Source organism: Parafrankia colletiae, assembly GCF_001854655.1.
Classification (GTDB): domain Bacteria; phylum Actinomycetota; class Actinomycetes; order Frankiales; family Frankiaceae; genus Parafrankia; species Parafrankia colletiae.
In genome coordinates, this window is sequence record NZ_MBLM01000123.1 from 83,937 (window position 1) to 110,755 (window position 26,819).

Below are 26,819 nucleotides of genomic sequence, written 5' to 3' on the forward strand. Positions count from 1 at the left end.
TCCCGCTGAAGGCCGCTCGCCTAAGCTCTCTGGAGTGCGGGTGCATGTGGTGAGCGACGTCCACGGGAGGTCGGACGCGCTTCCCGGCGCAGCGACGGGAGCCGATGCTTTCATATGCCTCGGTGATCTTATTCTGTTCATCGACTACCGTGACCACGGCCGCGGGATCATGGGCGACCTGTTTGGTGCCGAGGCTGTGGGCCGCATGATCAGCCTGCGGACGGAGCAGCGTTTCGACGAGGCGCGGGAATGGTCCCGCAAGCTCTGGGGCAGCCTCGACGGCGACCGTGCCGACATCGTGGAGGCTGCCGTCCGGCGCCAGTACGCCGCCATGTTCGCGGCGTTCCCGACGCCGACCTACCTGACGTACGGCAACGTGGACCGGCCGGACCTCTACCCCGACTTCCTGCGCGACGGACTGCACCTGCTGGACGGCCAGACCGTCGAGATCGGCGGCCGGACCTTCGGGTTCGTCGGCGGTGGCCTGCGGACGCCGATGAACACCCCGTTCGAGATCGACGACGACGCCTACGCGGCCAAGGTGGCGGCCGTCGGCGCGGTGGACGTCCTGTGCTGCCACATCCCGCCGCACGTGCCGGAGCTGGTGTACGACACCGTGGCCCAGCGGTTCGAACGTGGCAGCGAGGCGGTACTGGAGGCCATCCACGCCACGCGGCCACAGTACGTGCTGTTCGGCCACGTGCACCAGCCCCTGGTCGCCGAGCTGGAGATCGGCACCACGCGCTGTGTCAACGTCGGGCATTTCAACGCGCGGGGCACGCCGTACGTCCTCGAGTGGTAGGACACCCTGCGTGGCACTTCCGTTCCGGTAGCCTCAACGATCGATCGGGCATTCGTCCTGCGCCCCAGGGTGCGGGTCGGCCGCACAGGTCAGCCGGCGCCATGCGCCGGCGCCAGTGGCCCCATGACCGGATCCGCCGGTCCCGCCGGGGCGATGAGATGTGGAGGTGCGGACGGTTCATGGTGGACCACGCGCAGTCGTCGATCGTCATCGATGCCCGGCCGGCCGTCGTCATGGGGACGATCGCCGACCTTGCCGCCTACCCGACCTGGGTCGGGCAGATCGAGGAGGCGGAGATCCTGGAGGTCGGGCCGGACGGGCGCCCGCACCAGGCCCGGTTCCGGATCAACGCGGTTATCATGAAGGACGAGTTCGTCAACGAGTACACCTGGAAGGGCGACGAGCAGGTCAGCTGGACCCTCGTCTCCGGCCAGGCGATGTCCGCGCAGGACGGCAGCTACCTGCTGCGTGACCTCGGTGACGGCCGTACCGAGGTCACCTACGAGCTCACGGTGGAGCTGAAGGTCAAGATCCCGGCCCTGCTCCGCCGCAAGGTCCAGGGCGGCATCGTGGACGCGGCGCTGAAGGACCTCAAGAAGCACGTCGAGAAGCTCGTCGAGAGCTGACTGTTCAGTGCGGTGTGTGCTCCTGACGGGCAAGGGTGGGGGCGGGACCACGACAGTCGCCGCGGCGACGGCCACCCTCGCAGCCCAGCGTGGCCATCGGACCCTGGTGGTCTCGGTGGACCCCGCCGCCGGCCTCACCGGCGTCCTCGACCATCCGCTCGGCCCGGCGGAGGTCGAGCTGGAGCCTGGCCTCTTCGCGCTCCAGACCGACCTGCGGCACGCGTTCGCCGAGCGCTGGCCGCAGGTCCGCGCGCTGATCACCGCCGGGGCCTCCGAGCCCGGGATCGACATCCTGGAGGTCGAGGAGCTTCTGAGGCTGCCCGGCGCGCTGGAGGCGCTCACCCTGCTGGAGCTGCGTGACCTGATCAGAGCCGACCGCTACGACGTGGTCGTCGTGGACGCCGGCCCGGCCAGCGCAGCCCTGCGTCTGCTGGCAAGCCCGGAGACGCTCGCCTGGGGCTGCCGCCGGCTCGGCCCTCCCGAAGGCGCGCTCGCCCGGTGGATGCGGCCGGCGCTGCCGCTACCGCTGGCCGGCCGGTTCGTCGGCCGCCTCGCTGCCATGGCCGGGCCCGCCTACGAGGCGGTGTCCGGGCTGGCTGCGCTGGCCCAGGAGATGCGGGCCCTGCTCGCCGATCCGGTGGTCACCAGCGTGCGGCTGGTGCTGACGCCGGAGACGTCCGCGCTCGCGCAGACCCGCCGCACGCTGCGCGGCCTGTCGCTGCACGGCATCGGGGTGGACGCGGTGGTCGTCAACCGGGTCATCGGCCATGACGGCGGCGACGCCTGGCGGGCCGGTTGGGCCGCGGCGCACCGCGAACAGCTGGCCGAGATCGCCACGGTGGTCGCCCCGCTGCCAGTCCTCCTGGCGGCCTACCGGGCGGGTGAGCCGCTCGGTCTGGAGGAGCTCGCGGCGTTCGGCGCCGCGGCCTACGGCGGGCGCGACCCCGCCGCGGTGCTCAGCCACCACCGCGCCGGGGCGGGCCCGGCCCCCCTGGTGGAACGCGCCGGGAACGGTTACGTGATGTCGTTCGAGCTGCCGTTCGTCGACCGGTCCGAGGTGGATCTCGCCCGCGTTGGTGACGATCTCGTCGTGAGCGTCGGCGCGGACCGGCGCCATGTCCCGCTCCCCGCGGCACTGCGCCGGTGCGACGTGTTCGATGCCCGCCTCGCCGAGGACCGGCTTACGGTGTCGTTCGTGCCTGACCCCGCCCGCTGGGTCCGGGCGTGAACGGCCCCACGGAGCCCGGCCCGGCGCGGGAGGTCGTCGGTTCGCTCGCGCAGGAGGCCGCGCTCCTGGCAGCCGCGGTGCAGGAGTGGATGGCCGCCGCGAAGGGCACGCCGGGCGCCGACGCCGACGCCGACGACGCGGATACGGATACGGGTCCGGATGCGGACGAGGGCGCGGGCGGCACGGCAGGGCCGGCCGGCAGTGGTCACGAGGGTCCGTGCTGCGCGTGCCCGGTGTGCCGGGTGCTCACGGGTCTGCGCGGCGAGCACGCCGAGGTCACCGGCCATCTGATCGACGCCGCCGTGTCGCTGGGCGCCGCCGCCCGCGCTGCCTGGGGGGTCTGGACCGCCGACGCCCGCCGCCGAGCCGCCGCCGCCCCGACAGCCAGCGGCGAGCCAGGCGCAGGAGCCCCGGCCCCCGATGCGGCGGGGGCCGCCATCCCGGCACCCGCGCCCGGATCGGGGGCGTCCGACGGCGAAACCACCGCCGGCCCGGAGCAGATCCCGGTAGAACCACGAAAACAGGGAAAGCAGGGAAAGTCGGGCGAGCGGCCCGCCACGTCCGCGGGGTCGCCCCGGCCCCGCGTCCAGAAGATAGATGTGAGGTGAGCGTCCAGTGACCACCGGGTCAGCGACCGCCCCCGTGGGGGACGGAGACCTGGCGATCGGAGTGGACGTCGGCGGGACGAAGGTGGCCGCCGGTGTCGTCGACGACCAGGGGAAAGTGCTGGCCTCCGCGCGCCGACCGACCCCGAGCCATGATCCGGCCGAGGTCGCCGACGCCATCGCCGAGCTGGTCGCCGAGCTCCGCCGGACCTACGACGTCCGGGCCGTGGGAGTAGGCGCAGCCGGCTGGATCGACGGTGACCGCTCGACCGTGTTGTTCGCCCCCAACCTCGCCTGGCGGGACGAGCCGCTGCGGGACGTGTTGGCGGGCCGGGTCGGCCTGCCGGTGGTGGTGGAGAACGACGGCAACGCCATGGCCTGGGCCGAGTACCGGTTCGGCGCGGGGCAGGGCCACAGCGACCTGATCTGCGTCACGGTCGGCACGGGTATCGGCGGCGGCATCGTCCTGGACGGGCAGCTACGCCGCGGCGCCTTCGGGATCGGCGCCGAGATGGGCCACATGCAGTTCATGCCGGGCGGCTACCGGTGCGGCTGCGGGAACGACGGTTGCTGGGAGCAGTACGCCAGCGGCCGGGCGCTGGTCCGGGGCGCCCGTGAGGTGGTCGCGGCCTCACCGGAGGCCGCGTTGCGGATGCTGGCCGGGCGCACGGTCGACGAGCTGAGCGGGCCCGACGTCACGGCCGCCGCGCAGGCCGGTGACCCGGCCGCGGTGGGCTGCCTGCAGCAGGTCGGCTGCTGGCTCGGCCAGGGGCTCGCGAGCCTCGCCGCGATCCTCGATCCCAGCCGCTTCGTCATCGGCGGCGGGGTCTCGGACGCGGGGGAGCTGCTGGTGGGCCCGGCCCGCGACGCGTTCCGTTCCTCGCTGTCGGGCCGTGGCCACCGCCCGGAGGCCGATGTGGTCGTGGCCACCCTGGGCTCGGCCGCCGGCATCGTCGGCGCCGCCGACCTCGCCCGCGGGACGTCCACTCCGGCCTGAGCGGGTGCGGCCCGGCGGCCCGGTCAGGGGTGGCGGCCCGGCCAGGCGTGTCAGGCGTGGTAGTCGGGCACCAGCTCGGCGGCGAGCTGCTCGAGGAACAGGCCCGCGTCGGCCACCACGCCGAGCGCCTGCGCCGAGGTGCGGTCGGTCAGCCCGGCCACCGTCGACGGGTTCATGTCGATGCAGGCCACCGGCACCGACGCGGGCAGGATGTTGCCGGTCGCGACCGAGTGCAGGGTGGTGGCGACCATGACGGTGAAACCGATGCCGCGCAACGCCGCCCGCATCGCCCGCTGGCCGGCCACGACGTCGGTGTGGACGTCGGGCAGCGGCCCGTCGTCACGGACCGAGCCGACGAGCACGTACGACTTCCCGGCCTTCACCATCGCGTGCATGATGCCCTGGGACACCAGCCCGGACTCGACCGCGGCCCGGATCGACCCGGCGCGCCGGATCGTGTTGACGGTGCGGATGTGCTGTTCGTTGCCGCGCTGCACCCGCCTGCTGTGCGGGCTGCCCAGGCCGAACGAGCTGCCGAACAGGGCGCGTTCGAGGTCGAGGGTGGCGAGGGCGTTCCCGGCGAACAGGACGTCCACGTAGCCGGCCTCGACCAGCGCGGTCAGCGCCCGGGAGGCGCCGGTGCTGACCACGGCCCGCCCGGCCACCCACAGGACCTGAGAACCCTCGGCCTTGACCTCCCGGATCTGGCGGGCGATCGTGCGGACGAGCACCGCCTGCGGCCGGGCCGCACTGGAGCTGAACGACATCGAGGCGAACTCGCCGTGCAGCCGGGACGAGTGATCCGAGACGGGCAGCACGACCTTGACGCCGTCCACACCGCAGACGATCATTTCGCCGGCGCGGACGTCGGCCACCGGGACGGTGCGTACCCGGCCGTCGGAGACGACGAGCCCGCAGTCCATCTCCGGGTGCTCGACGGGCACCCACTGGCCGTCGAGGTGGACGACGGTCTCCAGGTTCGTGGTCGAGTAGAAGTCCTCGGGAAACACGCCGTCCGCGTCGGCGGGCCGCGTCACGGCCGTGCCGGTCACCAGCTTGTTGACCCCGTGGACCTGGATGCGCATGAGGATCCGCGCCAGCGTCGACACAGTGTCCGCACCGATGGTGATCACGGCGTGGGACTCGTCGTCGTGGGTCCGCCCGAGGTCGATCTTGTCGACCTTGTAGTCACCGCCGTAGGCCAGGACGTCGTCCAGCACCCGCGCCAGCACGCCGGTATCCATGAGGTGCCCGTGCACCTCGACCTGCTCGTGGAAATGCACGGAGCCGCCCTTCTTCCTGCCTGCCATCTCGCCAGTCGTCGTGCCCGCGCCACCGCGGCAGCCCGCGCTGGTTCGGCAATGCCGACGGCCCGGGCGGAGCCCGCGGCCCGCCCGGTCCACCGGTTGTGGTCAGACGACCGCGCCGTCGTCCGGTCCGTCGAAGTCGGTCGGAAGCCGGTCGCCCATCCGTACGACCAGTGTTCCCACGCCGCCGAGGAGGAGCAGCACACCCGCGACGTCGCGGGAACGCGCCTGGCTCAGCCCGATCAGCGACGGGACGACCAGGATGGCCACCCCCAGCGCGATGGAACCGAGGGCCCAGCGGGTGACCGGCCRCATCTTCGGGACCGGTGGTGCCGGCGGCGGGACGTAGTGGTCGTCCTCGTCGTCTTCGGAGGCCTTCGCGGTGGGGGACGACGCGCCGCTGCCCGCACCTGACCAGAACGCGGCCTGCACGGCGTCGTCGAGCCGGTCGATCTCGCTCCGGTCACTGCTGCCGCCGGCCCGGTCAGCCCGGTCGCGGGCGGACCCGTCGCCGGTGGATCCGTCGGCAGGGTCGCCGCCCTCGGTGTCGCCGCCCGCAGCGGCAGCGCCGGTCCCACCGGCCGGGGCCAGGCCGCTCTGCCCGGCGTCGCCGGCGGGTGCGGGCGGCATGGTGCGCTCGGCAGGATCGTCGTCGACGAGGTGCCTGCCGTCGGGAGGCATCCCGTCAGGCTGCCGCCCGCCCGGCCGGATGATGATGACCGACGGGCGCCGGGGCCCGTCGATGTCCTCGGCTGCCGGCCAGCGCCGCTCGCCGGGCACCGGATCCTGGTCGAAGCGGGCGACGAGGTCCAGGAAGGCGGCCTCGTCCGCAGCCGGTGACCGGGGTTTCCGCACGCTCGCGGGGGAGGGGTCCTGGGCGGTGCCCCGGCCACCCCCGTGGTCGGTCCCGCCGGCAGGCGCTGACTCCGGGGACTGCTCGGTCGAGGCCTGCGCGAGCTCCTCGCCGGCCTCACCAGCGGCGCCGCCGGCGCTACCGGTACCGGCAGCCCCACCGGCACCGCCGGTACCCGGATCGGTCTCGGCCGCCGTGCCGCTGTCGCCGGTGGTGTGGCCGGCGGTGCCCGCAGTGAGCGCGTCCCGACCGGCCTGGCCCTGGCCCGCGGCCGGTGGCGTGGTGGCGCCGGCGGGCGGCGCAGGCTCGTCGGGGATCCGGTCAGGGTCCGCGCCGGGGGACCCGAATCCAGCGGAGCTCTCAGTCATGGTCACCCGACTCCGGCACGTGGGGACGGGACTCGTCTGGCCGGGACCGGGCCGTGACGAAATCCACGCTGCCCTTGAAGATCGTTTCCTTTTCGTTGTCCAGTGTCGCCACGTGGTAGCTGTCGTGGAGCAGCCGCTCCTCGACGGGTGCGGCGGTCAACCCCGACAGCAGCAGGCGCCCGGATGTCGGCTCCACCACGTGGTCGGTGGTGCTGCGATAGGCCACGACGGGGCAGACGACCCGCCCGAGATCCGCACGGGTGACGGCCCACAGCTCGCGCAGCGACGCGAAGGCCCGGGTCGGGACCCGGGAGTAGCCCACCTCGCGGACTCCGGGGGCGCGGATGTCGTTCGTCACCCCGGGAACCGTCGGCAGTACCCGCGACAGCAGCGGGGCCAGGACAGCCACCCGCCGGTCCGTCCCGAGACTCGCGTTGACGGTCACGGTGCCGGCGACCCGCGACCCGTGCACCTCGGCGAGGCGCAGCGTCAGCGTGCCGCCCATCGACAGGCCCATCACGAAGACCCGCTCGCACGAGCGGCTCAGCTCGCCGAAGGCCGCGTCGGCCGCGCCGTACCAGTCGTGCCAGGTGGTGCGGGCCATGTCCTGCCAGCGGGTGCCGTGGCCGGGCAGCAGCGGGCAGCGGACCCGCAGGCCCGCGGCGGCAAGGTGATCGCCCCAGGGTCGCATGCTCTGCGGCGAACCGGTGAAGCCGTGCACGAGCAGGACACCGGTGCTGCCGTCACCCCCGCCGGGCAGGTCGAAGGGCTCGGCGCCGGGCAGGACAGCCGACACCGGGACTCCCGCCATGGTCATCCGCTCCCTTCGCCTCGAGCGCCCGCAACGCACCCGCCGCGGCCACCGATCGGGTGCTCCGGTGGACGGCGGGCGCCGTGCCACCGATCGCCCGTGAGCCGACCGGCCGGCCGGTTCGCGCGCCCTCGGTGCCGCCGAGGCGGCTGCCGGCCGGCTCCCGCGGGGTTCGTCAGGGGTGGCCCGGTGCGCCCCTCGTCGTGAGGGAACCGACACCGACCTTCGCATGCTCGCACGCCGGGGGCCGACTGGCCATGGTCATGTGCTTTTCCATCATCCCGGACGAACCAGCCGATCTTCCGGTGTGTTCCTACTGTGTCCGTCTGGTGYGGCAATCGTGCGGYGTTCGTGCGGCAATCGTGCGGCGTTCGTGTAGCGCCGGGCGGACCCGGGCTCACCCGGCCGTGCCGGCCACGGACAATGACACTCCGACATCGGTGCCGCGTGGTGGACGATGTCGTGAGGGGTCCATATGGTCACCGCGGGCATCCCGGCCGCGCCCGTTCCTCGATGTGCGGGCACGGGTGGGTTCGGGCGCGGGCGTCCGGGAATGCCGTCCCTGGGCGGCGGCGCGACGAAGCTGGGAGCTTGCGTGTTGTACTGGGTCGTCAAGGCCATCCTGACACCGGTGCTACGGGTGTTCTGGCGGCCGTGGGTCGAGGGCCTCGACCACGTGCCCACCCGCGGGCCGGCGATCCTGGCGAGCAACCACCTGAGCTTCCTGGACTCGTTCTTCCTGCCGCTGGTCGTGCCGCGGCGCATCACCTTCCTCGCGAAGAGCGACTACTTCACCGGGGTCGGGCTGAAGGGCTGGAGCAAGCGCAAGTTCTTCAAGGGGGTCGGCCAGGTCCCGATCGACCGCAGTGGCGGCCGCGCCAGCGAGGGGGCGCTGCGCACCGGTGTCCGGGTTCTCGACTCCGGTGAGCTTCTCGGCATCTACCCGGAGGGGACCCGCTCGCCGGACGGGCGCCTCTACCGCGGCAAGATCGGCGTTGCCCGGATGGCGTTGGAGGCCGGGGTGCCCGTCATCCCCGTCGCCATGATCGGCACGTTCGAGGTACAGCCGCTCGGCCGGCACGTCCCGCGCATCCGCCGGGTCGGGATCCGGATCGGGCGCCCGCTCGACTTCAGCCGCTACGCCGGGATGGCCGACGACCGCTTCGTGCTGCGGTCGATGACGGACGAGATCATGTACGAGCTGATGTCGCTGTCCTGTCCGGCCAGGAGTACGTCGACATGTACGCGCAGCGGCGCAAGGAGGATCTTGCCGTCGCCCGAGAGGCGCAGGCGCAGGCCGCGGCGGAGTCCCCGGGCCGGGTCGAGCCGCCGGCCCGGCCGGGCTCCCCGACCCGGCCGGATGCCCCGACCCGGCCGGATGCCCCGGCCCGCGCCGAAGCGCCGTCCCGCGCGGAGTCCCCGCCGGGAGCCGTCGAGTCCCGTCCGGGGGCGGAGCAGCCGCTCGCCGCGGAGCCGACCGACCCCGAGCCGACGCCCGTCACCCGGCAGTGAGGCCATGACCAGCAAGGTTGGTCCCGCGCGGCGGGCCGGGCCGGAGTTGCCGGAGCCAGGCCCGATCGTTGGACCCAGGGCGGTCTGACCCGTTCGGGGGAAGCACGGCACTATTGCACGGTGCGCGGCTTGACTGGTGGTTCGCGAATCGGGTCCGGCCGCTGGGCCGGGCGCCCGAAGAGGTGGCCGGCGACGCTGCTGGTGGGCCTGCTGGCGGGTCTTCTGGTCGCTTCCGGAGAGGGCGTCGGGCTGGCCGGGCGCGTCGGTGCGGCGTCCACGACGGCCGCCGAGGTCCCGCCGGGAACGGTGTCGAGAACAGCGAACTTCCTGACGGACGCCGCCGGGCGGGTTGTTCTGCCCCGGGGCGTCACGGTGCCGGCCGGGGCCGTGCCCACCGCCGAGGAGCTGCGGCGTTGGCTCGACTACGGTTTCACCGCCGCCCGGCTGGAGCTGCCGATGACCGTCGGCGGCGGCTTCCCGCCCACCGGTGCGCAGCCGCCGGCGGGCGACCGCGAGCAGGGCGGGCTTGAACAGGCGGGCGCGCTGGTGGCTGACCTGACCGACCACGGCCTCACGGTCGTGCTGAGCATCGTGCCCGGCGCCCGGGGCTACCAGCCGTCGACGTCCGACCTGACCGCCGGGCTGCGGCGCCTGGCGGAACGGTTCCGGACCACCGGTGGTCTGATCGGTTTCGAGGTGCCGCCGACACCCGCCGCCGGGGATCTCGCCACCGCCCTGCGGGCCGCCGACCCGCACCGCACTCTGTGGGTCGGGCAGCAGGCGCCGTTCGACCCGGCTGCGCAGGTCGCCGCGAACGGCGGCGCCGGATACATCACCGCCTGGGCGGAAGGCACCCCGGCGCGGGCCGCCCAGCTGGCCGCCGCCGGCGACGCGTTCAGTCTCGGCTGGTTCTATGACGCTCCGGATGCCGACGGCCGCCCGGCGACCGGCATCGGGCCCGGCGAGGTCCGGGACGCGGCGACGCCGCCGGCGGAGATCGTCCGGCCCTACCCGGCCGCGGTGGCCGGAGTGCCCACGTCGTACGGCAGCGACGGGGCCGGGGTGTTCCGGCTGGTCTACCGGCCGGTGCGGGCTGGTGGCGGCGCTCTGCCGGCTGGCACGCCGACCGCGGTCATCGTGCCGGGCTGGAACTACTCGGCGGGTTACCAGGCTCGGGTGACCGGTGGCCAGGTCACCTCGGCGCCCGGCGCGGGTGTGCTCTGTGTGGTCACCGCGGCGGGCGCGACAGAGGTGCGGGTCGAGATCGTGCCGGCGGAGGGCACTGCCCCGGTGGCCCCGCCGAGGGCCGGTGCCGTCAACTGCCCGACCGGCCCGACCGGCGGGGCTGCCGCGGCGGACGCGGCGGGCGGGACAGGTGCACCGGGTTCTCCCGGTGCCGGCACCCCGGCCGCGGCGCCGGCGGCGGGAGCGGGAGCGGGAGCGGACGCCGACCCGTCGTTGCTGCTGCTGGTCCTTCCACTGCTGGGCGCCGCGCTGACGGCGGCGGTGCTCGGCCCCGTCTTCGTGCGCCTGCGCCGTCGCTGAACGCCGCCGCGGACGTCCATCGGCTTCACGCGGCGCCCCCGGAAGGTCGCTGGTCGACCTGGAAGTCGGCAGGTCGGCCCGGAAGAGGGTGGCCCCGGCCGGGCGTTCGGAGCGGCGGAGCACACTGGACCCCGTGGGCGCCCGCTTCTTCTACGACACCGAGTTCATCGAGCGCGACGAGGCCGGCCATCACTGGCTGGACCTGGTGAGCATCGGCATCGTCAGTGAGGACGGCGCGCGTGAGTTCTACGCGGTCTCCACGGAGTTCGATCCGTCCTACGCGGTGCCCTGGGTGCGCCGCAACGTCCTGGACCGGCTGCCTTCGCCGTCAAGCCCGGTCTGGATGTCGAGGGAGCGGATCCGCGACGAGGTGGCCCGGTTCCTGATCACGGACGGCGCGCCGGAGCTGTGGGCCTGGTACGCCGCCTACGACCATGTTGCTCTCTGCCAGCTGTTCGGGAAGATGCCGGCGCTGCCGCGGCGGATGCCGCGCTTCACGCATGACCTGCGCCAGCTCTGGGAGGACGTCGGCAGTCCGGCGCTGCCGCCGCCCCCGCCCGACGCGCACGACGCCCTCGCCGACGCCCGGCACAACCTGGCCCGCTGGGAGATCCTCGTCCCGCTGCGGGCGCGGGTCATGGCCGGGACRCAGCCAGCCTGACCAGCCAGCTGCCTGCCTGACCGTCGATCCGTCTGCCTGACCAGCCCGTCGACCGATCGACCACGCCGTGTGTGCGAAAGATTGCGGAGCGGCGTCGTTTGCGGGCTAGGCTTCCACCGGAAACGCGAGAGATCGGGGGCGACTCGGGAAGAGAGGGCCCTGGGCGTGAAGATCGGTGTGCTGACCGGCGGTGGTGACTGTCCCGGCCTGAACGCGGTGATCCGCGGCGTCGTCCGCAAGGGCGTGGGCGTCTATGGCCACAGTTTCGTCGGATTCCGGGACGGCTGGCGCGGCCCGCTGGAGAACGACACCGTCCCACTGGACGTCGCCGCGGTGCGCGGCATCCTGCCGCGCGGCGGCACCATCCTCGGCTCCAGCCGGACGAACCCGTACGCCGCCGCGGACGGGCCGGCCCGGGTGCGCGAGACCCTGGAACGCACCGGCGTCGACGCGCTGATCGCCATCGGCGGCGAGGACACGCTCGGCGCGGCGGCTCGCCTGCACGCCGAGGGCATCCCGGTCGTCGGGGTGCCGAAGACGATCGACAACGACCTGTCGGCCACCGACTACACGTTCGGCTTCGACACCGCGGTGAACATCGCCACCGAGGCGATCGACCGGCTGCACACGACCGCCGAGAGCCACCACCGCGTGCTCATCGTGGAGGTCATGGGCCGTCACGCCGGCTGGATCGCGCTGCACAGTGGCATGGCGGCCGGCGCCAACGTCATCCTGATCCCGGAGCGGCCGTTCGACATCGACAAGGTCTGCGCGTTCGTCGAGCAGCGTTTCGCCACCCGGTACGCGCCGATCATCGTCGTCGCCGAGGGCGCCACTCCGATCGCCGGGACGACGGTGGTCAAGGAGGGCGAGCTGGACGCCTTCGGTCACCAGCGGCTGCAGGGGATCGGCACGCTGCTCGAGACCGAGATCCGGGGGCGGACCGGGCGGGAGACCCGGGCGACGGTTCTCGGGCACGTCCAGCGGGGCGGCACGCCGACGGCCTTCGACCGCTGGCTGGCGACCCGGTTCGGCCTGCACGCCGTCGACGCCGTGCACGACGGCGACTTCGGCACGATGGTCGCGCTGCACGGGACAAGGGTCGAACGGGTGCCGCTCGCCGAGGCCACCGGCGAGCTCAAGCTGGTACCCGAGCAGCTGTATGCGGAGGCCGAAGTCTTCTTCGGCTGATGGAAACACGGGAGATGTCGGCGCCGGGGTCGTACCCTGGTGACTCGTGAGCAACGAGCTGGACATCTGGCGGACCCTGCCGGCCAGGCAGCAGCCCTCCTGGCCCGACCCGGAGGAACTGGCGGCGGCGTTCGCCGAGCTGTCGGGCCTGCCCCCGCTGGTGACCGCGCCCGAGGTCCGGTCGCTGACCGACCGGCTGGCGATGGTCGCCCGCGGGGAGGCCTTTCTGCTCCAGGGCGGAGACTGTGCGGAGACCTTCGCGGCCAACACGGCCGACAAGATCCGCGACAAGGTCAAGACCCTCCTGCAGATGGCGGTCGCGCTGACGTACGGCGCGAGCACCCCGGTGGTGAAGGTCGCGCGGATCGCGGGCCAGTACGCCAAGCCCCGGTCGGCCGACATCGAGGCGTCCACGGGCCTGCCGTCGTACCGCGGTGACGCCGTCAACGACATCGCGGCGACGCCGCAGGCCCGCCGGCCCGACCCGAAGCGGATGGTGGCGGCCTACCACCAGAGCGCGGTCGCGCTGAACCTGGTGCGTGCCTTCGCCACCGGTGGCTTCGCGGACCTGTCGAAGGTCCACGAGTGGAACAAGGCGTTCGTGCGTGACTCGGCCGCCGGCCGCCGCTACGAGCTGATGGCCGTCGACATCGAGCGCGCGCTGGCGTTCATGGCCGCCTGCGGCATCGACCTCGACCGCACGGCCGCGCTGACCGGCGTGGAGATGTTCACCAGCCACGAGGGCCTGCTCATGGAGTACGAGCGGGCCCTGACGCGCACCGAGGAGTCGACCGGCGAGGTCTACGACCTGTCCGCGCACATGATCTGGATCGGCGAGCGTACCCGCGACCTCGGCGGGGCGCACGTCGAGTTCCTCTCCCGGGTCGGCAACCCGATCGGCTGCAAGATCGGCCCGTCGGCGACACCGGACGAGGTCGTGGAGCTGACCGAGCGCCTCAACCCCGACCACATCCCCGGCCGGCTCACGTTGATCGCGCGGATGGGTGCCAAGCGGGTGCGGGACGTCCTGCCGGCGATCATCGACAAGGTGAACGCCGCCGGGCATCCCGTGGTCTGGTCGTGCGACCCGATGCACGGCAACACCCGCGACGTCGGTGGCATCAAGACGCGGCACTTCGACGACGTCCTGGACGAGGTGTTCGGGTTCTTCCAGGTGCACCAGGGGCTCGGAACGCATCCCGGTGGCCTGCACATCGAGCTGACCGGTGAGAACGTCACCGAGTGCCTCGGCGGCGCCGAGCAGATCGGCGAGGCGGATCTCGGTGGCCGTTACGAGACCGCCTGCGATCCGCGGCTGAACACCGGGCAGGCGCTCGAGCTGGCCTTCCTCGTCGCCGAGATGCTGCAGCAGACCCGTGCCGACCGGAACAGCCACCACCGCTGACGGTAACCAGCAGCTAGCCAGTCGGCACCTGCGAAGTGCTGGTGGCGTCAGGGAACCTGGGTGGACGCCTCCGGCGCCGCTCCCGTGGAGCTGACCAGAGGCGCGTCGGGCGCCGGCGCCGTGGCGGCCTCAGGTACCGGGGCGTCGGGGGGCGGCGCGGGGATCCCGGCGACAGCGCCCGCAGGCTCCGCCGACTGCGGCGCACCCGTTGCCGTTGCTGACGGCGTTGCCGGCGTCGCCAGTGTCGAGGATGTCGGCGGTGCGAGTGCGGCCTCATCGGACGGCTCCCCGCCGGCCGCACCGCCGTCGGGGCCTGTCGGCGCGGCCGCGGCGGACGGATCGGGTTCCGCCGGCGCCTCGAAGATCCGCAGCGAGTCGAGCACGTCCGGCATCACCGGAAGGCCATCACTGGTGGCAGTCGGGGAGGCGGGGACCCCCACCCTCCGCGAGGGTGTCGCCGGGCTGCTGGCCGATGCCTGCTCCTCGCCGGCGCGCTGCTCCTCGCCCGGGGCCTGATCAACGTCGAGGTCCCGGTTCACGTCGAGGGCCCCCGGCGGGKTGCCGGCCGGGCCGGGCGGCGTGGAACTGGCCCGCGGCAGCATCGGCAGTGCACCGCCCGGTTCCTGGCCGCGTTCGGTGGAGGGGCGGCCGGGACCGGGCTGTCCGCCAGTGCCTTCCGCATCCGTGGACGGGCTGGGCTGTGATCGTTCCGGATCGATCGAGGAGCTGGCCGGCGCCCGATCGCCGCCGCGCGGGGCCTCGCCATCACGCGGGGCCGCGCTGCCGTCGCCCGGGGTCGTGTAGGTCAGGACCGAACCGACCTCGCGGATGATGCGGCGCGCCTCGGCGACCTCGGGCGCGGAGCTGTCCGGGAACGCGCCGAGCAGCGCGTTCAGGCGGGTCGACTGGTCTGCCGCGAAGTCGTTCAGGATGCGCCAGGCGTCGGCGTTGCCCGATCGGACCTCGTCGATCAGTACCTCGCTGCCGGCGGCGGCGTCCTCGCACCAGTCGCGCAGCAGTGTGGTGGCGGTGCTGATCTCCCGGCCACCGATCTCCTGCGGCCGGCCGTCGGCGTCCCGCCGCGGGCTCGCTGCACGCGACGTGTCTGAGGTGTCTGAGGTGTCTGACGAGCCCGGGGGAGTCGACGCGCCCGCCGCACTCGGCGCGACGGGCTGGTCCTCGGCCTCCGGAGTGGGCTGGCCGCTGGCCGCGGGCGGTTCTGGCGGCGAGCCGTCCGGCGGGATACCGCCGGACTCGAGCCCGCCCGAGGGCAGTTCGCCGGCGCCGGTGCGGCCGTCAGCCTCACCGGCGCCGACCGCGGAGCCCGTCACGACCGGCTGGCCCTCGGCGCCACCGGCGCCACCGGCGCCACCGTGCTCGGATCGGGCGCCGGAGGCGGTCGCGGTCGGGCCGACCACCGCGGCGAGCTCGTCCATCCGCGTGCGGGCGACGGCGAGCTGGACCTTGGCGCGGTCGACCCGGTTGGCCGCGAGGCTGACCTGGATCTGTTCGACCTGCCGTTTGACGCCGTAGAGAAGCTCGCCGGGCAGAGCGTGCGCGGCGCTCACCGCGACGCCGACAGCGGTGACGGACGCCGCCAGCGCCCCGATCAGCGCCGGCCGGGCGGAGCGCAACGCCTGCCGGGCGCCCGACCCGTCCGGACGGGTCACCCGGCGCGGCGCCGGCGAGGAGCCGGTGCGAGCGGGCGGCACGCCCAGGCCCAGGGCGGGAGGCGTAGCGGCCTGCGGGCCGAGCAGCAGGGCGCGGGTCTGCGCGCGGGCGGCGGGGGACATCGCCGGCGCCGGCACCGCCCGCAGCGCGGCGACGGTGCGGGCCAGCTGCTCCTCGGCCTCGTTCCGCGGCGGGCGCCGGCCGTCGAGCAGCTCGGCCGCCCGGTCAGCCCGCGCGCCGCGCCGACGCGGTTCACCTCTCGCCGCCACGCCGTCCCCCCCGGGCTCTGGCTCGTCCGTCGCCGGCCGCCATCGCCGGCCCGATGAAGATCGACTCTACCTGACAGTGCCGGTCCCGCCCGTGATGCGGACCGTGTCCCGCCGATCCGGGCCGGCGGGCCGCTCAGTCGCCCAGCCCGGATCTCAGCTGCAGGCGGACGGTGCTGCCCCGCTCGGCCTTGCTGTTGGCCTTGGGGGACTGCGATCTGACGGTGCCGCCGAAGAGCGACCATCCGTCGGCCCGCAGCCCGGCGCGGTTCAGAATCCGCTCGGCCTCCGGCCAGGACTTCCCGACGACGTCGGGCACCGTGACCCTGACGCCGCTGCCGTCGCCGCCGCCGCTGTCGTCCTCTTCCTCCCTGGCCACATACAGGGTCACCGTGCTGGCCGAGCCGACGCGCTGGCCCGGGTCCGGTGAGGTGCGGACGACGCGGCCCGGGTCCTGCTCGTCGCTGCTCACCGACTGCTGCTGGACAGTGAGGTTGAAGTTGAGGGCGTCCAGGCGGGCCTTGGCCTCGTCGAAGGTCAGCCCGACGAGGTCACGGGGGATCTCGACCGACGACGGCCCCGAGCTCACGACGAGGGAGACCGGTGTGTTCGGATCGACCTCCGTGCCTGCCGCCGGGTCGGTCCTGATGATCGAGTTCGCGGGCACGGTGTCGCTCGCCTCGGTCGTCCGCCCGCCCACGGACAGCTTCGCCGCCGTCAGCTCGGTCGGGGCCTGGTCCGCGGGCTTCCCGTCGAGGTTGGGGACGTTGGTCCTCGGCGGCCCGGAGCTCAGCCGCAGCGTCACGACGGCGCCATCCTTGATGGCGGCGCCGTCCTTCGGATCCTGGGCGGCGACGTGGCCCGCGGGGATGGACGTGCTCGCCATCACCTCGCCGTAGCGAGGAACCAGCCCGGCCTCATTCAGGTCCTTCTCGGCCTGTTCCCGGCTCAGCCCGGTGAGGAGCGGCACCTGCGGATCGCCGCTGCCCACGACCGCCTTCAGCGCGAGGCCGGCGAGGATGAGGCAGAGCACGACCACCCCGGCCACGACCGCCGGCCCGGCGGGCAGTCGGCCCGAACGCGGCCCCGCCGGGGGGCGGCGACGGCGCCCCTGGCCACCGCCGGTGTTGATCACGCTGGTGGGTGCGACCGGCGGCCCGGGTCGCGGGGCCGGCTTCGGCGCCGGCGGCTTCGGCGACTCCATCGGCCCGGTGAAGCCGGAGTGGTAGTCCTCGTCGGCGTCCGGCGCCGGCAGGTAGGGCAGGATCGCGCGCAGCTCGGCGAGCAGTGCCGCACCGTCGGCCGGCCGGTGGTCGGGGTCGCGGGCCGTCGCCCGCAGCGTCAGCGCGTCCAGCTCGGCGGGGACGCCGGCGACGACCGTGGACGGTGCGGGCACGTCGCCGTGGACCGACTGGTAGGCCACCGACATCGGCGTCTCACCGGTGTGCGGCAGATAGCCGGTGATCATCTCGAAGAGCATGACGCCGGCGGCGTAGACGTCGCTGCGCATCCCGGCGGTGCCGTGGGTGACCTGCTCGGGGGCCAGATAGCCGACGGTGCCCATGACGACGCCGCCGGTCATGGCCTGGGTGGCCTGGCTGACCGGGCGGGCGAGCCCGAAGTCGGCGACCTTCACCTGCCCGTCGTCGCCGAGCAGGATGTTCTCCGGCTTGATGTCGCGGTGGATGATGCCGGCGGCGTGCGCCGCGGCGAGTGCCTCGGCGACGGGCTCGAAGATCTCGACGACCTCGGGTACGGACAGCCGCCCGCGGCTGCCGAGGTACTGGCGCAGCGACCGGCCGCGGACCAGCTCCATGACGAGGTAGTGCAGGATGCCGGTCGGCGTCTGGTCGGAGCCCTGGTCGAGGATGGAGACGGCGCGCGGGGTGCTCAGCCGGGCGACCGCGTTGGCCTCCCGGTGGAACCGGGCTACGAACTCCGGGTCGTGGCTGAGGTTCGGATGCATGATCTTGAGAGCGACGTACCGGTCGAGCCGGTTGTCGTGCGCGACGTACACRGTCGCCATCCCGCCGACCGCGAGCCTTTCCTGGGCCGTGTACCGACCGTCGAGAAGACGGCCTATCACAGGGTCGGCCACCGTGGCATCCACGGGGACAGTTTACGATCGGCCGTTCGAGCTGTCGGACAGTGGTCTTACTGCGCAGAATCCCTCACGTTCGACCCGAACGGGCGGGATCTTCGTCACAGATCCGGGAGATCCGGGTCAACGGGACGTCCACGGTCGGGTCGGACATGCCGGAGCCACTGGTCCCGGCGCGTCGGGCGCCTAGACTGTGCCTGTACCGGGGAGCCCGCGGACGCGGGCTGAGAGGCCGGCCACGATGCCGCCGGCGACCCGCAGACCCGATCGCGGTCATGCGCGCGTGGGGAGGAACCGTCTGATGACACAGCAGGTCACGCCGGCCCGGCCACAGGAGGCCACCCGGGAGGAGCCCGCGACGCCGGGCCGTCCCGGTGGCGCCACCGGCGCCACCGGCTCCGCGCTCGCCGCGGCGGCCGCCCTGGTGGGGGAGGACCCGTTCCGGGTCGCCGGGACGACCTACCTGAGCCGGCTCCTCGTCGGTACCGGCAAGTTCGCCAGCCACCAGGTCATGCGCGACGCGCTGATCGCCTCGGGGGCCGACATCGTCACCGTCGCGCTGCGCCGGGTGGACCTGTCCCGGGCCGGCGAGGGCGACGTCCTCGACTTCGTCCCGGCCGGGATGACGCTGCTGCCGAACACGTCCGGCGCACTGGACGCGGCCGAGGCCCTGCGGCTGGCCCGGCTGGGCCGCGCGGCGACCGGCACCGGGCTGGTGAAGCTGGAGGTCACGCCCGACCCCCGCACCCTCGCCCCGGACCCGATCGAGACGTTGCGGGCCGCCGAGCTGATGGTCGCCGACGGGTTCACGGTGCTGCCCTACTGCTCGGCCGACCCGGTGCTGGCCCGCCGGCTGGAGGAGGCCGGCTGCGCCACCGTGATGCCGCTGGGCAGCTGGATCGGCTCGAACCGCGGCCTGCGCACCCGCGACGCGATCGAGGCGATCGTGGAGACCGCGGGCATCCCGGTGGTGGTCGACGCCGGCCTCGGAGCACCGTCGGACGCGGCCGAGGCGATGGAGATCGGCGCGGACGCCGTCCTGGTCAACACCGCGATCGCGATCAGTGCCGACCCGGTCGCGATGGCCCGCGCCTTCGCCCTGGCCACCCTGGCCGGCCGGCTCGCCCGGCTGGCTGGCCGCGCGCGGGCCGGTGGCGCCACGGAGGCCTCGGCGTCCTCACCGCTCACCGGCTTCCTCGGGTCCACGTCCGGCAGTGGGGCTCCGTCCGGCGGAGCCGTCTGATGGCGAGCCCGCCGGGGCTGTTCGCACGCGAGCTGGCGGGTCTGGACATTCCCGCGCTGGCCCTGGCCTCGGCGCAGGCGGGCCCCGAGCAGGTGGACGCCGTCCTGCGCCGCGCGGCCGCCGCCGGGCGGGGGGCCACGGCGCGCGGTGACGCGGGCGGCCGGCTGGGCCTCGAGGACCTCGCGGTGCTGCTCTCGCCGGCCGCCACCGGCCGGCTCGAGGAACTTGCCCAGCTCGCGCAGGCCACGACGCTGCGGCGCTTCGGGCGGGCGGTGCGGCTGTTCGCCCCGCTCTACGTCTCGAACGCCTGCCTGTCGTCCTGCACCTACTGCGGGTTCGCCAAGGGGCTGGCGGTCGTCCGCCGCACGCTGACGGCAGAGGAGGCCGCCGCCGAGGCACAGCTGCTCGTCGACCGCGGTTTCCGGCATCTCCTGCTGGTCTCCGGGGAGCATCGCGTCGAGGTCTCCGCCGACTACCTGGTCGAGATCGTCGAGCGGCTCCGCCCGTTCGTGTCCTCGATCTCCATCGAGACCCAGACCTGGTCGGACGACACCTACGCCCGGCTGGTCGCCGCCGGTCTCGAAGGCGCCATCCACTACCAGGAGACCTACGACCGGGAGCGCTACGCGCAGGTCCACGTCGCCGGCTGGAAACGCGACTACGACCGTCGGCTGGCGTCCTTCGAGACGGCTGCCGGCGCCGGGGTGCGTCGCCTCGGCCTCGGCGTGCTGCTCGGGCTGGCACCGGACTGGCGGGCCGACGTGCTTGCGATGGCCGCGCACGCCGCCTTCCTCGCACGCCGCTTCTGGCGGACGGAGGTCTCGGTGGCGCTGCCGAGGATCAAGCCGAGCGCCAGCGGCTTCCCGCCGACCGTGGTGGTGGGCGACGCCGAGTTCGTCCAGGCGCACGCCGCGCTGCGGCTGTTCGAACCGGACGCCGTGATCTCGCTGTCCACCCGGGAACCGGCCGCCCTGCGGGACGGGCTGGTCCGCATCGCGGTGACGACCATGAGCGCCGGCTCGTCCACCGAACCCGGCGGCTACGGCCGGCCCGGCACCGCGCAGGAACAGTTCTCCATCTCCGACGAGCGCTCCCCGGCGGACATCGCCGCGATGCTGGTGGCCGCCGGCTACGAGCCGGTCTGGAAGGACGCCTTCCCGCTGGTCGACGCGGCCGGCTGACCGCCGCGCCGGCCATCGATGGTGCGCCGCGCGGCCGGCCGTCGCGCGCGAGTGTGGCCGGGGCTACTCGCGCGCGACGGTGGACATCCAACCCAAGTAGCCTCTGGCCGCATGGATCGGGTGGGCTGATGGACCGCATCGTTGTCGTCGGTGGCGGGCTCGCCGGTGGGCGAGCAGTCGTGGAGCTGCGGGAGCAGGGCTTCTCCGGCACGATCACGCTGGTCGGCGCCGAGGAGCACCGGCCGTACGACCGGCCGCCGCTGTCCAAGGCGGTGCTCTCTGGCCGGACGGACGACACAACGCTGCCGCTCGACCTGGACAGCGCCGAGCTTCTGCTCGGCCGGCACGCGACCGCCCTGCGCCCCGGTGTGCTGGAGACGGACGGCGGCCCGGTGGAGTTCGACGGGCTGGTGCTCGCGACCGGCGCGGCGCCGGTGCGGCTGCCCGGAGCCCCCGAGCAGCGCGTCCTGCGCACCATCGACGACGCCCGCGCGCTGCGTGAGGAGCTGCGCCCGGGGGCGCGGCTGGCCATCGTCGGCGCCGGCTGGATCGGCGCCGAGGTGGCCACGCACGCGGCGGCGCACGGCGTGACCGTCACCGTCGTCGAGGCCGGAGCGACCCCGCTGCTGGCGGCGCTCGGTCCCGAGATCGGCGGACACACGATGCCCTGGTACGAGCAGGCCGGTATCGAGCTACGGGTCGGCACCGCCGTCGCCGAGATCCGGGCGGACGGTCTGGAGCTCGCGGGCGGCGAGTTCCTGCCCGCCGACATCGTCGTCGTCGGGGTCGGGGTGCGTCCCGACGTCCGCTGGCTGGAGTCGTCCGGGCTGCTGCTCGACCGCGGCGTCGTCGTGGACGAGTGGCTCTCGGCCGTCCCCGGCGCGGGTGACGCTGCCGGCGGCGGCGCGGCGAGCGGCTACCGGCCCGGGACGGTCGTCGCGACCGGAGACTGCGCGGCCTGGTGGTCGCGGCGCTACGAGCGTCGCATGCGCGTCGAGCACTGGGAGTGCGCACAGGAGTCCCCCCGGGTCGCGGTCGCCACCCTGCTGCGGTCCCTCGCCGGCGGCGAGCCGGCCCCCGGGGAGGCCGGCGCTGACTCCGACAGCGTGTACAACCCGGTGCCGTACTTCTGGTCGCAGCAGTTCGGCCGGATGGTCCAGTTCGCCGGGCTGCCCGGCCCGGACAGCACCCTGGTGCTGCGCGGCGATCCCACCGCCGTCGCCCCGGCCGGCGCCAAGCGGGCGCCGGGCTGGTCCGCGGGCTGGTTCGCGCCGGACGGCAGGATGGTCGCCCTGGTCACCGTCGCCCGGCCGCTGGACATGGTCGCCGGCCGGCGGATGCTGCTCGCCGACGCCGCTCCCGACGCGGCGAAGTTCGCCGACCCGGACATCGCGCTCAAGGAACTGCACACCTAGCCGCACACCTGGTGCCGCGCTCAGGAGGCGCAGGCCGCACGGAACGTGCGGACTTCGCTCCTGTCCGGGACGTTTGCACTAAAGTGCCCGCGTGCCAAGCATTCACCTGGTATCAAACCTCCCCGGCGTGAATGCGCTCGGTGACCACCTGCGCGCCGCCGGGCTGGGGCCCACCTCGCAGCGCTCGGCCGACGCCCTGCTGGTGCTGATCGACCGTCCGCTCGACCACGTCGAGCAGGAACTGCTCGATCGAGCCCGCCAGTCCGTCCCGGTGCTGCTGGCGGGCCCCACGGTCCGGTCACTGCCCGCGGACAGCCCGCTCGTCGAGGCGTCCGGGCTCACCCCGGGCAGGGTCCCGCCCGCCTACGAGCTGGCGCTGGTGCCGGGCCCGGACGGCGCCGCCCTCGGGGCCCGCCTCGGCTCCTTCACCCCCCGCGACTCGTGGATCATCCCCGACAAGGTGGCCGAGGACGTCGAACGGCTGCTCATGGTCCGCCACGAGATGGGCGAGCACCCGATCTGCACCTGGCGGCCGTCCACCGGCCTCGGCGTGTTCACGCTCGGGACCAGCGGGGACGTCCTGGCCGACCCCCGCTACCACCGGCTTGTCGGGCGGTGGCTGCGGCACGCGCTCGGCGCGGCCGACGACGGGCCGGTGAAGGCCGGGCTGGTCGGCGCCCCGGACGTGTTCGGCGTGCACGTCACGGCCCTGGCCGACGTCGAGGGCCTGGAACTCGCCGCGCTGTGCGACGGCGGCATGGCCCGCACTCCCGGGCAGGACGCCGAGCGGCGCGTGCGGCTCGTTGACGACCCGGACGACCTGGTCAACGACCCGGAGCTCGGCCTGGTCATTGTCGCGACGCCCACCCACACCCACGCGGAGTGGGCCCGCCGCGCGCTGGAGGCCGGCAAGCAGGTCGTCGTGCACGCGCCGCTGTGCCTCACCACCCACGAGGTGGACGAGCTGACCGAGCTGGCCACGGGCCGCTCGCGCCTGCTCGCCGTCTACCCGGCAGGCCGCGACGACCCCGACCACCTGGCCGTCCGGGAGGCGATGCGGCGGGGGGAGATCGGCGAGCCGATGTGGATCGAGATCTTCTCCGGCGGCCTGCGACGTCCCGCCGGCACCTGGCACGACGACGAGCGGATCAGCGGCGGCCTGATCTTCGACCGCGGCGCCGCGCCGCTGGCGCGCATCCTCGACCTCGTCGACGACCAGGTCGAGTGGGTCAGCGCGACCGGGCACAAGCGGGTGTGGCACCACGTGACGAACGCCGATCACGCCCGGGTTCTGATCCGCTTCGCGGGCGGCTGTGAGGCCCAGGTGACGATCTCGGACGTCGCCGCCGGTGTGCGGCCGGGGATGCGGGTGCTGGGCACGGCCGGGACACTGGTCGCCGCCGGACCGGACACCCGGCCCGGCGCGGATGCCCGCGGCGGGCCCGGCGGGCGGCGCTCGCCGAGGCTGGTCACGCACGACGGGCGGCGCACCACGCTGCCCACCCCGCCGGCTGATCCGGCGCGGTTCCACCGCGATCTCGCGGACGCCCTGCTGGCCGGCTGGCCGCTGTCCCGGGACCCGCTGGAGCGGGACCGCACGCTGGTCTCCGTCCTGGAGGCGACCCGCCGGTCCGCGGCAGCCGGAGGTGCGCTGACCACGCCCGCCTGACTTCCGCTGGCCAGGGTGTTTACTCTTGACCATGGATTGGCTCAACGTTCCCGACGTGGCTGACGCACTCGGAGTGCCCGTCACCCGGGTGCGCCAGATGATCCGCGATCGCACGTTCCTGGCGAGGCGGATCGACGGCGTTCTGAAGATTCCCGCGTTGTTCATCGACGGCAACACGGTGGTCAAGGGCCTACCGGGCCTGCTCACCCTGCTGGCCGATGCCGGGTTCAGCGACGACGAGGCGCTCGACTGGATGTTTCGCGAGGACCCGAGCCTGCCCGGCACCCCCGCGGCCGCCATGGCCGCGAACCGTGGCAAGGAGGTTCGGCGCCGCGCCCAGGCACTGGGATTCTGACCCGCGCTGCCCCGACCGCCTCCGTGCCGCCTCGGGGAGTGCCGCTCCGGAGAGCGCCGTTCCGGGGAGTGGCGGCGCGGGCGGGGTCGCTCGGCCGAAGGAGCGGGAGCGCCGGCGCCGGCTCCCGTAGGGTCGGGTACATGGTCGATCGTCCGACCGGGGTGGGCTCCGGCCCGGCCCCGGAGCCCACCGCACCCAGTGCCGGTTCCGCGGCGTCCGCCGGCCCACCGCGGGCGCGGATCGTCGTCAACGGGGAGGCCCGTGACATCCCGGCCGGGCTGGCGCTGCCGGACCTGCTGACCCAGCTCGGTCTGCGGCCCGGGTCGGTGGTCGTGGAGCTGCGCGGGGCCGCGCTCACCCCGTCGGAGGCGGGCTCCGTCCGGCTCGCCGACGGTGACACGCTGGAGATCGTCCGTGCTGTCGCGGGAGGCTGAGTCGATGCCCGGTACCCGCGCCCACCGGATCGCCCGCCTGCTCGACGCCCGCCTGTACCTGTGCACCGCGCGCCGCGGCGACGGCAGCGGCTTCTACACCGACGTCCTCGGCACACCGGACGCGCCCGGTGTCGACCTCATCCAGCTGAGGGAGAAGGGGCTGGAGTGGCGTGACGAGCTCGCCGGCCTGGCCCGGATGACCGCCGCGGCCACCGCCGCCGGGGCGCTCGTCAGCGCGAACGACCGAGCCGACGTCGCCGTCTTCGCCGGTGTCGACATCCTGCACGTCGGCCAGGACGACATCCCGCCGCGGCTGGCCCGGGAGCTGGTGGGGCCGGACGTGCTCATCGGCCGGTCCACGCACGACCCCGAGCAGTTCCTGGCGGCGCTGGCCGACCCGGATGTGGACTACGTCTGTGTGGGCCCGGTGCACGCCACACCGACGAAGGAAGGCCGCGCTCCGGTCGGGTTGGAGCTGCCCCGGCTCGCGGCCCGACACGCACCGCCCTTCGCGCCCGGCGCGAAGCCCTGGTTCGTCACCGGTGGCATGGACCTGGAGACCCTCGACGCCATCCTGGAGACCGGTGCGCGGCGGGTCGTGGTGGTGCGCGGCATCACCGACGCGCCCGACCCCGGGGCCGCCGCGGCCGCCCTCGCCAGGCGCCTTCGTTCCGCCTGACCGGTGGCGGAGCGCCCGTCGTGAGCCGGTGGGAACACCTCAGCTACCTCGCGGTGCTGCTGGGCTGCCTGCTCGCGACCGCACCGCTGGAGATCCTGCTGCGGACCAGGGTCTACGCCCGGCCCCGCCGGCTGGCCCTGGCCGTCGCGCCGGTGCTGGCCGTCTTCGTCGGCTGGGACCTCTACGCGATCGCCCACGGCCACTGGACCTTCGACCCGCGGCGGACCACGGGGATCATCCTGCCCGGCGGCATTCCCCTGGACGAGGTCCTCTTCTTCCTGGTCGTGCCGGTGTGCGCCATCCTCGCCCTGGAGGCGGTGCGGGCGGTGACCGGCTGGCAGGCCGGTGACGAACCCGACCGCCCCGACCCATGAGCTACACCGTGCTGGCGGTCGCCGGCGTCGGGGTCACCCTCGCCCTCGACCTGTGGATCCTGCGCACGCGGCTGGTCACCCGCCGGCTCTTCTGGACGTCCTACGCGATCATCGTGTTCTTCCAGCTGGTCACGAACGGCATCCTGACCGGCTTCGACATCGTCCGGTACGACCCGGACACCATCACCGGCCTGCGCCTCGTCCACGCGCCGGTCGAGGACCTGCTGTTCGGGTTCGCGATGGTGACCCAGACCCTGGTGTGGTGGATCTGGTGGGGGGTTCGTCACGGAAACGAGTGAATCGGGCGCCCATTTCCACTTCTGAGCCTACGCTCGGGGGCGATGAGGCAACGGACGGAGGGCAAGGCCGAGACGGCGGGTCGTCACCGCCTGCCCTGGGGCCGTTCCCGGCGGATCCTGCCGATCCGCTGGGGTCGGATCGTGGCCGCGGTCGCCGCCGCCGCGGCCTTGGCGGTCAGCCTCGCCCTCGTCCACAACAGCAGCCCGAGGCAGTCACCGTCGGCCTCCGAGCCGGCCGTCGCGGCCACGTCGATGGTCACCTCGCAGCCGGACCGACCGGCCCCCACAGACCCCGGGCCGGACCCGGCCGCCGCCCCGACGGCGGCACCGACCGCCGGAACGGACGCCCTCGCCGGCCCTGCCGGGGAGGCGGTCGTCCCGACCGACGCGGGCGCGCCCGCTCCCGGTGACGCACCGTCGCCCGGCCCGCCGAGCCCGGCACCCGGCGTCGGTGGAAGTGCCCCGCCCGAGACCGAGCAGGTCGGGCCGGCGATCGGCCTGAGCAGCACCAGCGTCGCGTTCGGCGCGGTCGAGTCGACGGTCAGCGTCGACCTGCTGGGCGTCGGGACCGCGCCGGCGCATGTGCGGGTCGGCGGTACCCCCGCCTGGGTGCGCGTCGTGCCGCGCCAGGACGTGGTCGATCCCGGCGCCAGGGTGCCGCTCGTGGTCACCCTGGACAGGGAGACCGCCCCACCTGGCACGGTCGACCTGTCGGTGCCGGTCCGCGCGGTCGACGGGTCCGGCGGCGGCAGCCTGCGGATCACCGCGACCGTGTCCGGCGCGCCGTCGCTGAGCGTCGCCGCGGCCCCGGCGGAGATCCTCGTCGCCACCTGCGCGGCCGGCCAGGGGCCGAACCAGGCGACCGTGACCGCGACCGTCGTCGACCCGACCGGTGTCCTCGGTGTCGAGGTGCGCACCCGCGCGCCGGACGGTACGGAGACCACCGCCCCGCTCGCACTGGTGACCGCCATCGAGGACCGGTCGACCTGGTCCGGCCCGATCGGGCCCGCCCCGGCGCCGGGGACCCTGGCCTACACCGTGGTGGCCACCGACCTCGACGGCCGGAAGTCCGAGGCGGGCGGCTCTGTCGAGGTGCGCCCCTGCCCCACGGGCTAGTGCGTTGACCGCGATCCTTTTCGGTTTGGTCAGGCGGCGTGTGTTCGGGGGCGTCCCCAGCGTTGTTGGCGTTCGGAACGGACGCGGGCGCGTTCGCGGCGTTGG

Annotated in this window: 24 protein-coding genes and 1 pseudogene; 20 read left to right on the top strand and 5 right to left on the bottom strand. The window is 74.1% G+C overall.

Going from position 1 to position 26,819, the window contains the following annotated elements; genetic code table 11:
- Window positions 1–34 precede the first annotated feature (34 nt).
- The 5 genes from CC117_RS18440 (at window position 35) to CC117_RS18460 (ending at window position 4,258) form a co-directional block, all read left to right on the top strand.
- A complete protein-coding gene (locus tag CC117_RS18440) occupies window positions 35–802 on the top strand; it encodes a metallophosphoesterase family protein (protein ID WP_071085798.1) in 768 nt (255 codons plus the stop codon).
- A 179-nt stretch (window positions 803–981) separates the two neighbouring features.
- Complete coding sequence (locus tag CC117_RS18445; RefSeq protein ID WP_071085800.1) at window positions 982–1,428, top strand: SRPBCC family protein; 447 nt, start codon at window positions 982–984, stop codon at window positions 1,426–1,428.
- Between the two features lie 7 nt (window positions 1,429–1,435).
- Window positions 1,436–2,656, top strand: a complete 1,221-nt coding sequence (locus CC117_RS18450) for an ArsA family ATPase (protein WP_321572624.1) — start codon at window positions 1,436–1,438, stop codon at window positions 2,654–2,656.
- Window positions 2,653–3,264, top strand: coding sequence for a hypothetical protein (locus CC117_RS18455; RefSeq protein ID WP_071085804.1), 612 nt, complete (start codon window positions 2,653–2,655; stop codon window positions 3,262–3,264). The genes CC117_RS18450 and CC117_RS18455 overlap by 4 nt, the downstream gene beginning before the upstream one ends.
- Before the next feature lie 7 nt (window positions 3,265–3,271).
- Complete coding sequence (locus tag CC117_RS18460) at window positions 3,272–4,258, top strand: ROK family glucokinase (RefSeq protein WP_071085806.1); 987 nt, start codon at window positions 3,272–3,274, stop codon at window positions 4,256–4,258.
- Window positions 4,259–4,308: 50 nt separating this feature from the next.
- On the opposite strand, the gene CC117_RS18465 is transcribed toward CC117_RS18460, so the two are convergent.
- The 3 genes from CC117_RS18465 to CC117_RS18475 form a co-directional block, all read right to left on the bottom strand.
- Complete coding sequence (locus tag CC117_RS18465) at window positions 4,309–5,541, bottom strand: ornithine cyclodeaminase family domain (protein WP_071085862.1); 1,233 nt, start codon at window positions 5,539–5,541, stop codon at window positions 4,309–4,311.
- Between the two features lie 129 nt (window positions 5,542–5,670).
- On the bottom strand, window positions 5,671–6,786 hold the full coding sequence (locus tag CC117_RS18470; protein ID WP_071085808.1) for a hypothetical protein: 1,116 nt from the start codon (window positions 6,784–6,786) through the stop codon (window positions 5,671–5,673).
- On the bottom strand, window positions 6,779–7,597 hold the full coding sequence (locus tag CC117_RS18475) for an alpha/beta hydrolase (protein ID WP_071085809.1): 819 nt from the start codon (window positions 7,595–7,597) through the stop codon (window positions 6,779–6,781). The genes CC117_RS18470 and CC117_RS18475 overlap by 8 nt, the downstream gene beginning before the upstream one ends.
- A 595-nt stretch (window positions 7,598–8,192) precedes the next feature.
- Between CC117_RS18475 and CC117_RS18480 the strand changes: the two are divergent.
- The 5 genes and pseudogenes from CC117_RS18480 to CC117_RS18500 all read left to right on the top strand — a co-directional run bounded on the left by CC117_RS18480 (window position 8,193) and on the right by CC117_RS18500 (window position 13,911).
- Window positions 8,193–9,109 (top strand): annotated as a pseudogene (locus tag CC117_RS18480) (1-acyl-sn-glycerol-3-phosphate acyltransferase).
- A gap of 120 nt (window positions 9,110–9,229) precedes the next feature.
- Window positions 9,230–10,654, top strand: a complete 1,425-nt coding sequence (locus CC117_RS18485; protein ID WP_116287831.1) for a glycoside hydrolase family 5 protein — start codon at window positions 9,230–9,232, stop codon at window positions 10,652–10,654.
- 133 nt (window positions 10,655–10,787) lie between these two features.
- The gene (locus CC117_RS18490; RefSeq protein WP_071085866.1) at window positions 10,788–11,315 is read left to right on the top strand and encodes a polyadenylate-specific 3'-exoribonuclease AS; all 528 of its coding nucleotides are present in this window, start codon (window positions 10,788–10,790) and stop codon (window positions 11,313–11,315) included.
- 165 nt (window positions 11,316–11,480) lie between these two features.
- A complete protein-coding gene (locus CC117_RS18495) occupies window positions 11,481–12,506 on the top strand; it encodes a 6-phosphofructokinase (protein WP_071085811.1) in 1,026 nt (341 codons plus the stop codon).
- Window positions 12,507–12,552: 46 nt separating this feature from the next.
- Window positions 12,553–13,911, top strand: a complete 1,359-nt coding sequence (locus CC117_RS18500; protein WP_071085813.1) for a class II 3-deoxy-7-phosphoheptulonate synthase — start codon at window positions 12,553–12,555, stop codon at window positions 13,909–13,911.
- A gap of 47 nt (window positions 13,912–13,958) precedes the next feature.
- On the opposite strand, the gene CC117_RS18505 is transcribed toward CC117_RS18500, so the two are convergent.
- Both CC117_RS18505 and pknB read right to left on the bottom strand, forming a co-directional pair.
- Complete coding sequence (locus tag CC117_RS18505; protein ID WP_071085815.1) at window positions 13,959–15,851, bottom strand: DUF5667 domain-containing protein; 1,893 nt, start codon at window positions 15,849–15,851, stop codon at window positions 13,959–13,961.
- A 133-nt stretch (window positions 15,852–15,984) separates the two neighbouring features.
- On the bottom strand, window positions 15,985–17,946 hold the full coding sequence (pknB, locus tag CC117_RS18510; protein ID WP_071085817.1) for a Stk1 family PASTA domain-containing Ser/Thr kinase: 1,962 nt from the start codon (window positions 17,944–17,946) through the stop codon (window positions 15,985–15,987).
- Between the two features lie 304 nt (window positions 17,947–18,250).
- Between pknB and CC117_RS18515 the strand changes: the two genes are divergently transcribed.
- The 10 genes from CC117_RS18515 (at window position 18,251) to CC117_RS18560 (ending at window position 26,714) form a co-directional block, all read left to right on the top strand.
- Complete coding sequence (locus CC117_RS18515; RefSeq protein ID WP_241830227.1) at window positions 18,251–19,192, top strand: thiazole synthase; 942 nt, start codon at window positions 18,251–18,253, stop codon at window positions 19,190–19,192.
- Window positions 19,192–20,373 (top strand): 2-iminoacetate synthase ThiH, encoded by a 1,182-nt coding sequence (gene thiH, locus CC117_RS18520; RefSeq protein ID WP_071085819.1) that lies wholly within the window; start codon window positions 19,192–19,194, stop codon window positions 20,371–20,373. Before CC117_RS18515 ends, thiH begins: the two co-directional genes overlap by 1 nt.
- A gap of 128 nt (window positions 20,374–20,501) precedes the next feature.
- Window positions 20,502–21,788 (top strand): NAD(P)/FAD-dependent oxidoreductase, encoded by a 1,287-nt coding sequence (locus CC117_RS18525; protein WP_071085821.1) that lies wholly within the window; start codon window positions 20,502–20,504, stop codon window positions 21,786–21,788.
- Between the two features lie 91 nt (window positions 21,789–21,879).
- Window positions 21,880–23,457 (top strand): Gfo/Idh/MocA family protein, encoded by a 1,578-nt coding sequence (locus CC117_RS18530; protein ID WP_071085823.1) that lies wholly within the window; start codon window positions 21,880–21,882, stop codon window positions 23,455–23,457.
- Between the two features lie 31 nt (window positions 23,458–23,488).
- Window positions 23,489–23,812: an Rv2175c family DNA-binding protein gene (locus CC117_RS18535; protein WP_071085825.1), complete on the top strand. Its 324-nt coding sequence runs from the start codon at window positions 23,489–23,491 to the stop codon at window positions 23,810–23,812.
- Window positions 23,813–23,952: 140 nt separating this feature from the next.
- On the top strand, window positions 23,953–24,246 hold the full coding sequence (gene thiS / locus CC117_RS18540) for a sulfur carrier protein ThiS (protein WP_018635863.1): 294 nt from the start codon (window positions 23,953–23,955) through the stop codon (window positions 24,244–24,246).
- Window positions 24,247–24,250: 4 nt separating this feature from the next.
- Window positions 24,251–24,925, top strand: coding sequence for a thiamine phosphate synthase (locus tag CC117_RS18545; protein WP_071085870.1), 675 nt, complete (start codon window positions 24,251–24,253; stop codon window positions 24,923–24,925).
- A gap of 20 nt (window positions 24,926–24,945) precedes the next feature.
- Window positions 24,946–25,299, top strand: coding sequence for a lycopene cyclase domain-containing protein (locus tag CC117_RS18550; protein ID WP_071085826.1), 354 nt, complete (start codon window positions 24,946–24,948; stop codon window positions 25,297–25,299).
- A complete protein-coding gene (locus tag CC117_RS18555; RefSeq protein WP_071085828.1) occupies window positions 25,296–25,598 on the top strand; it encodes a lycopene cyclase domain-containing protein in 303 nt (100 codons plus the stop codon). Before CC117_RS18550 ends, CC117_RS18555 begins: the two co-directional genes overlap by 4 nt.
- A gap of 42 nt (window positions 25,599–25,640) precedes the next feature.
- Window positions 25,641–26,714: a hypothetical protein gene (locus CC117_RS18560; RefSeq protein ID WP_071085830.1), complete on the top strand. Its 1,074-nt coding sequence runs from the start codon at window positions 25,641–25,643 to the stop codon at window positions 26,712–26,714.
- Window positions 26,715–26,819: the final 105 nt, after the last annotated feature.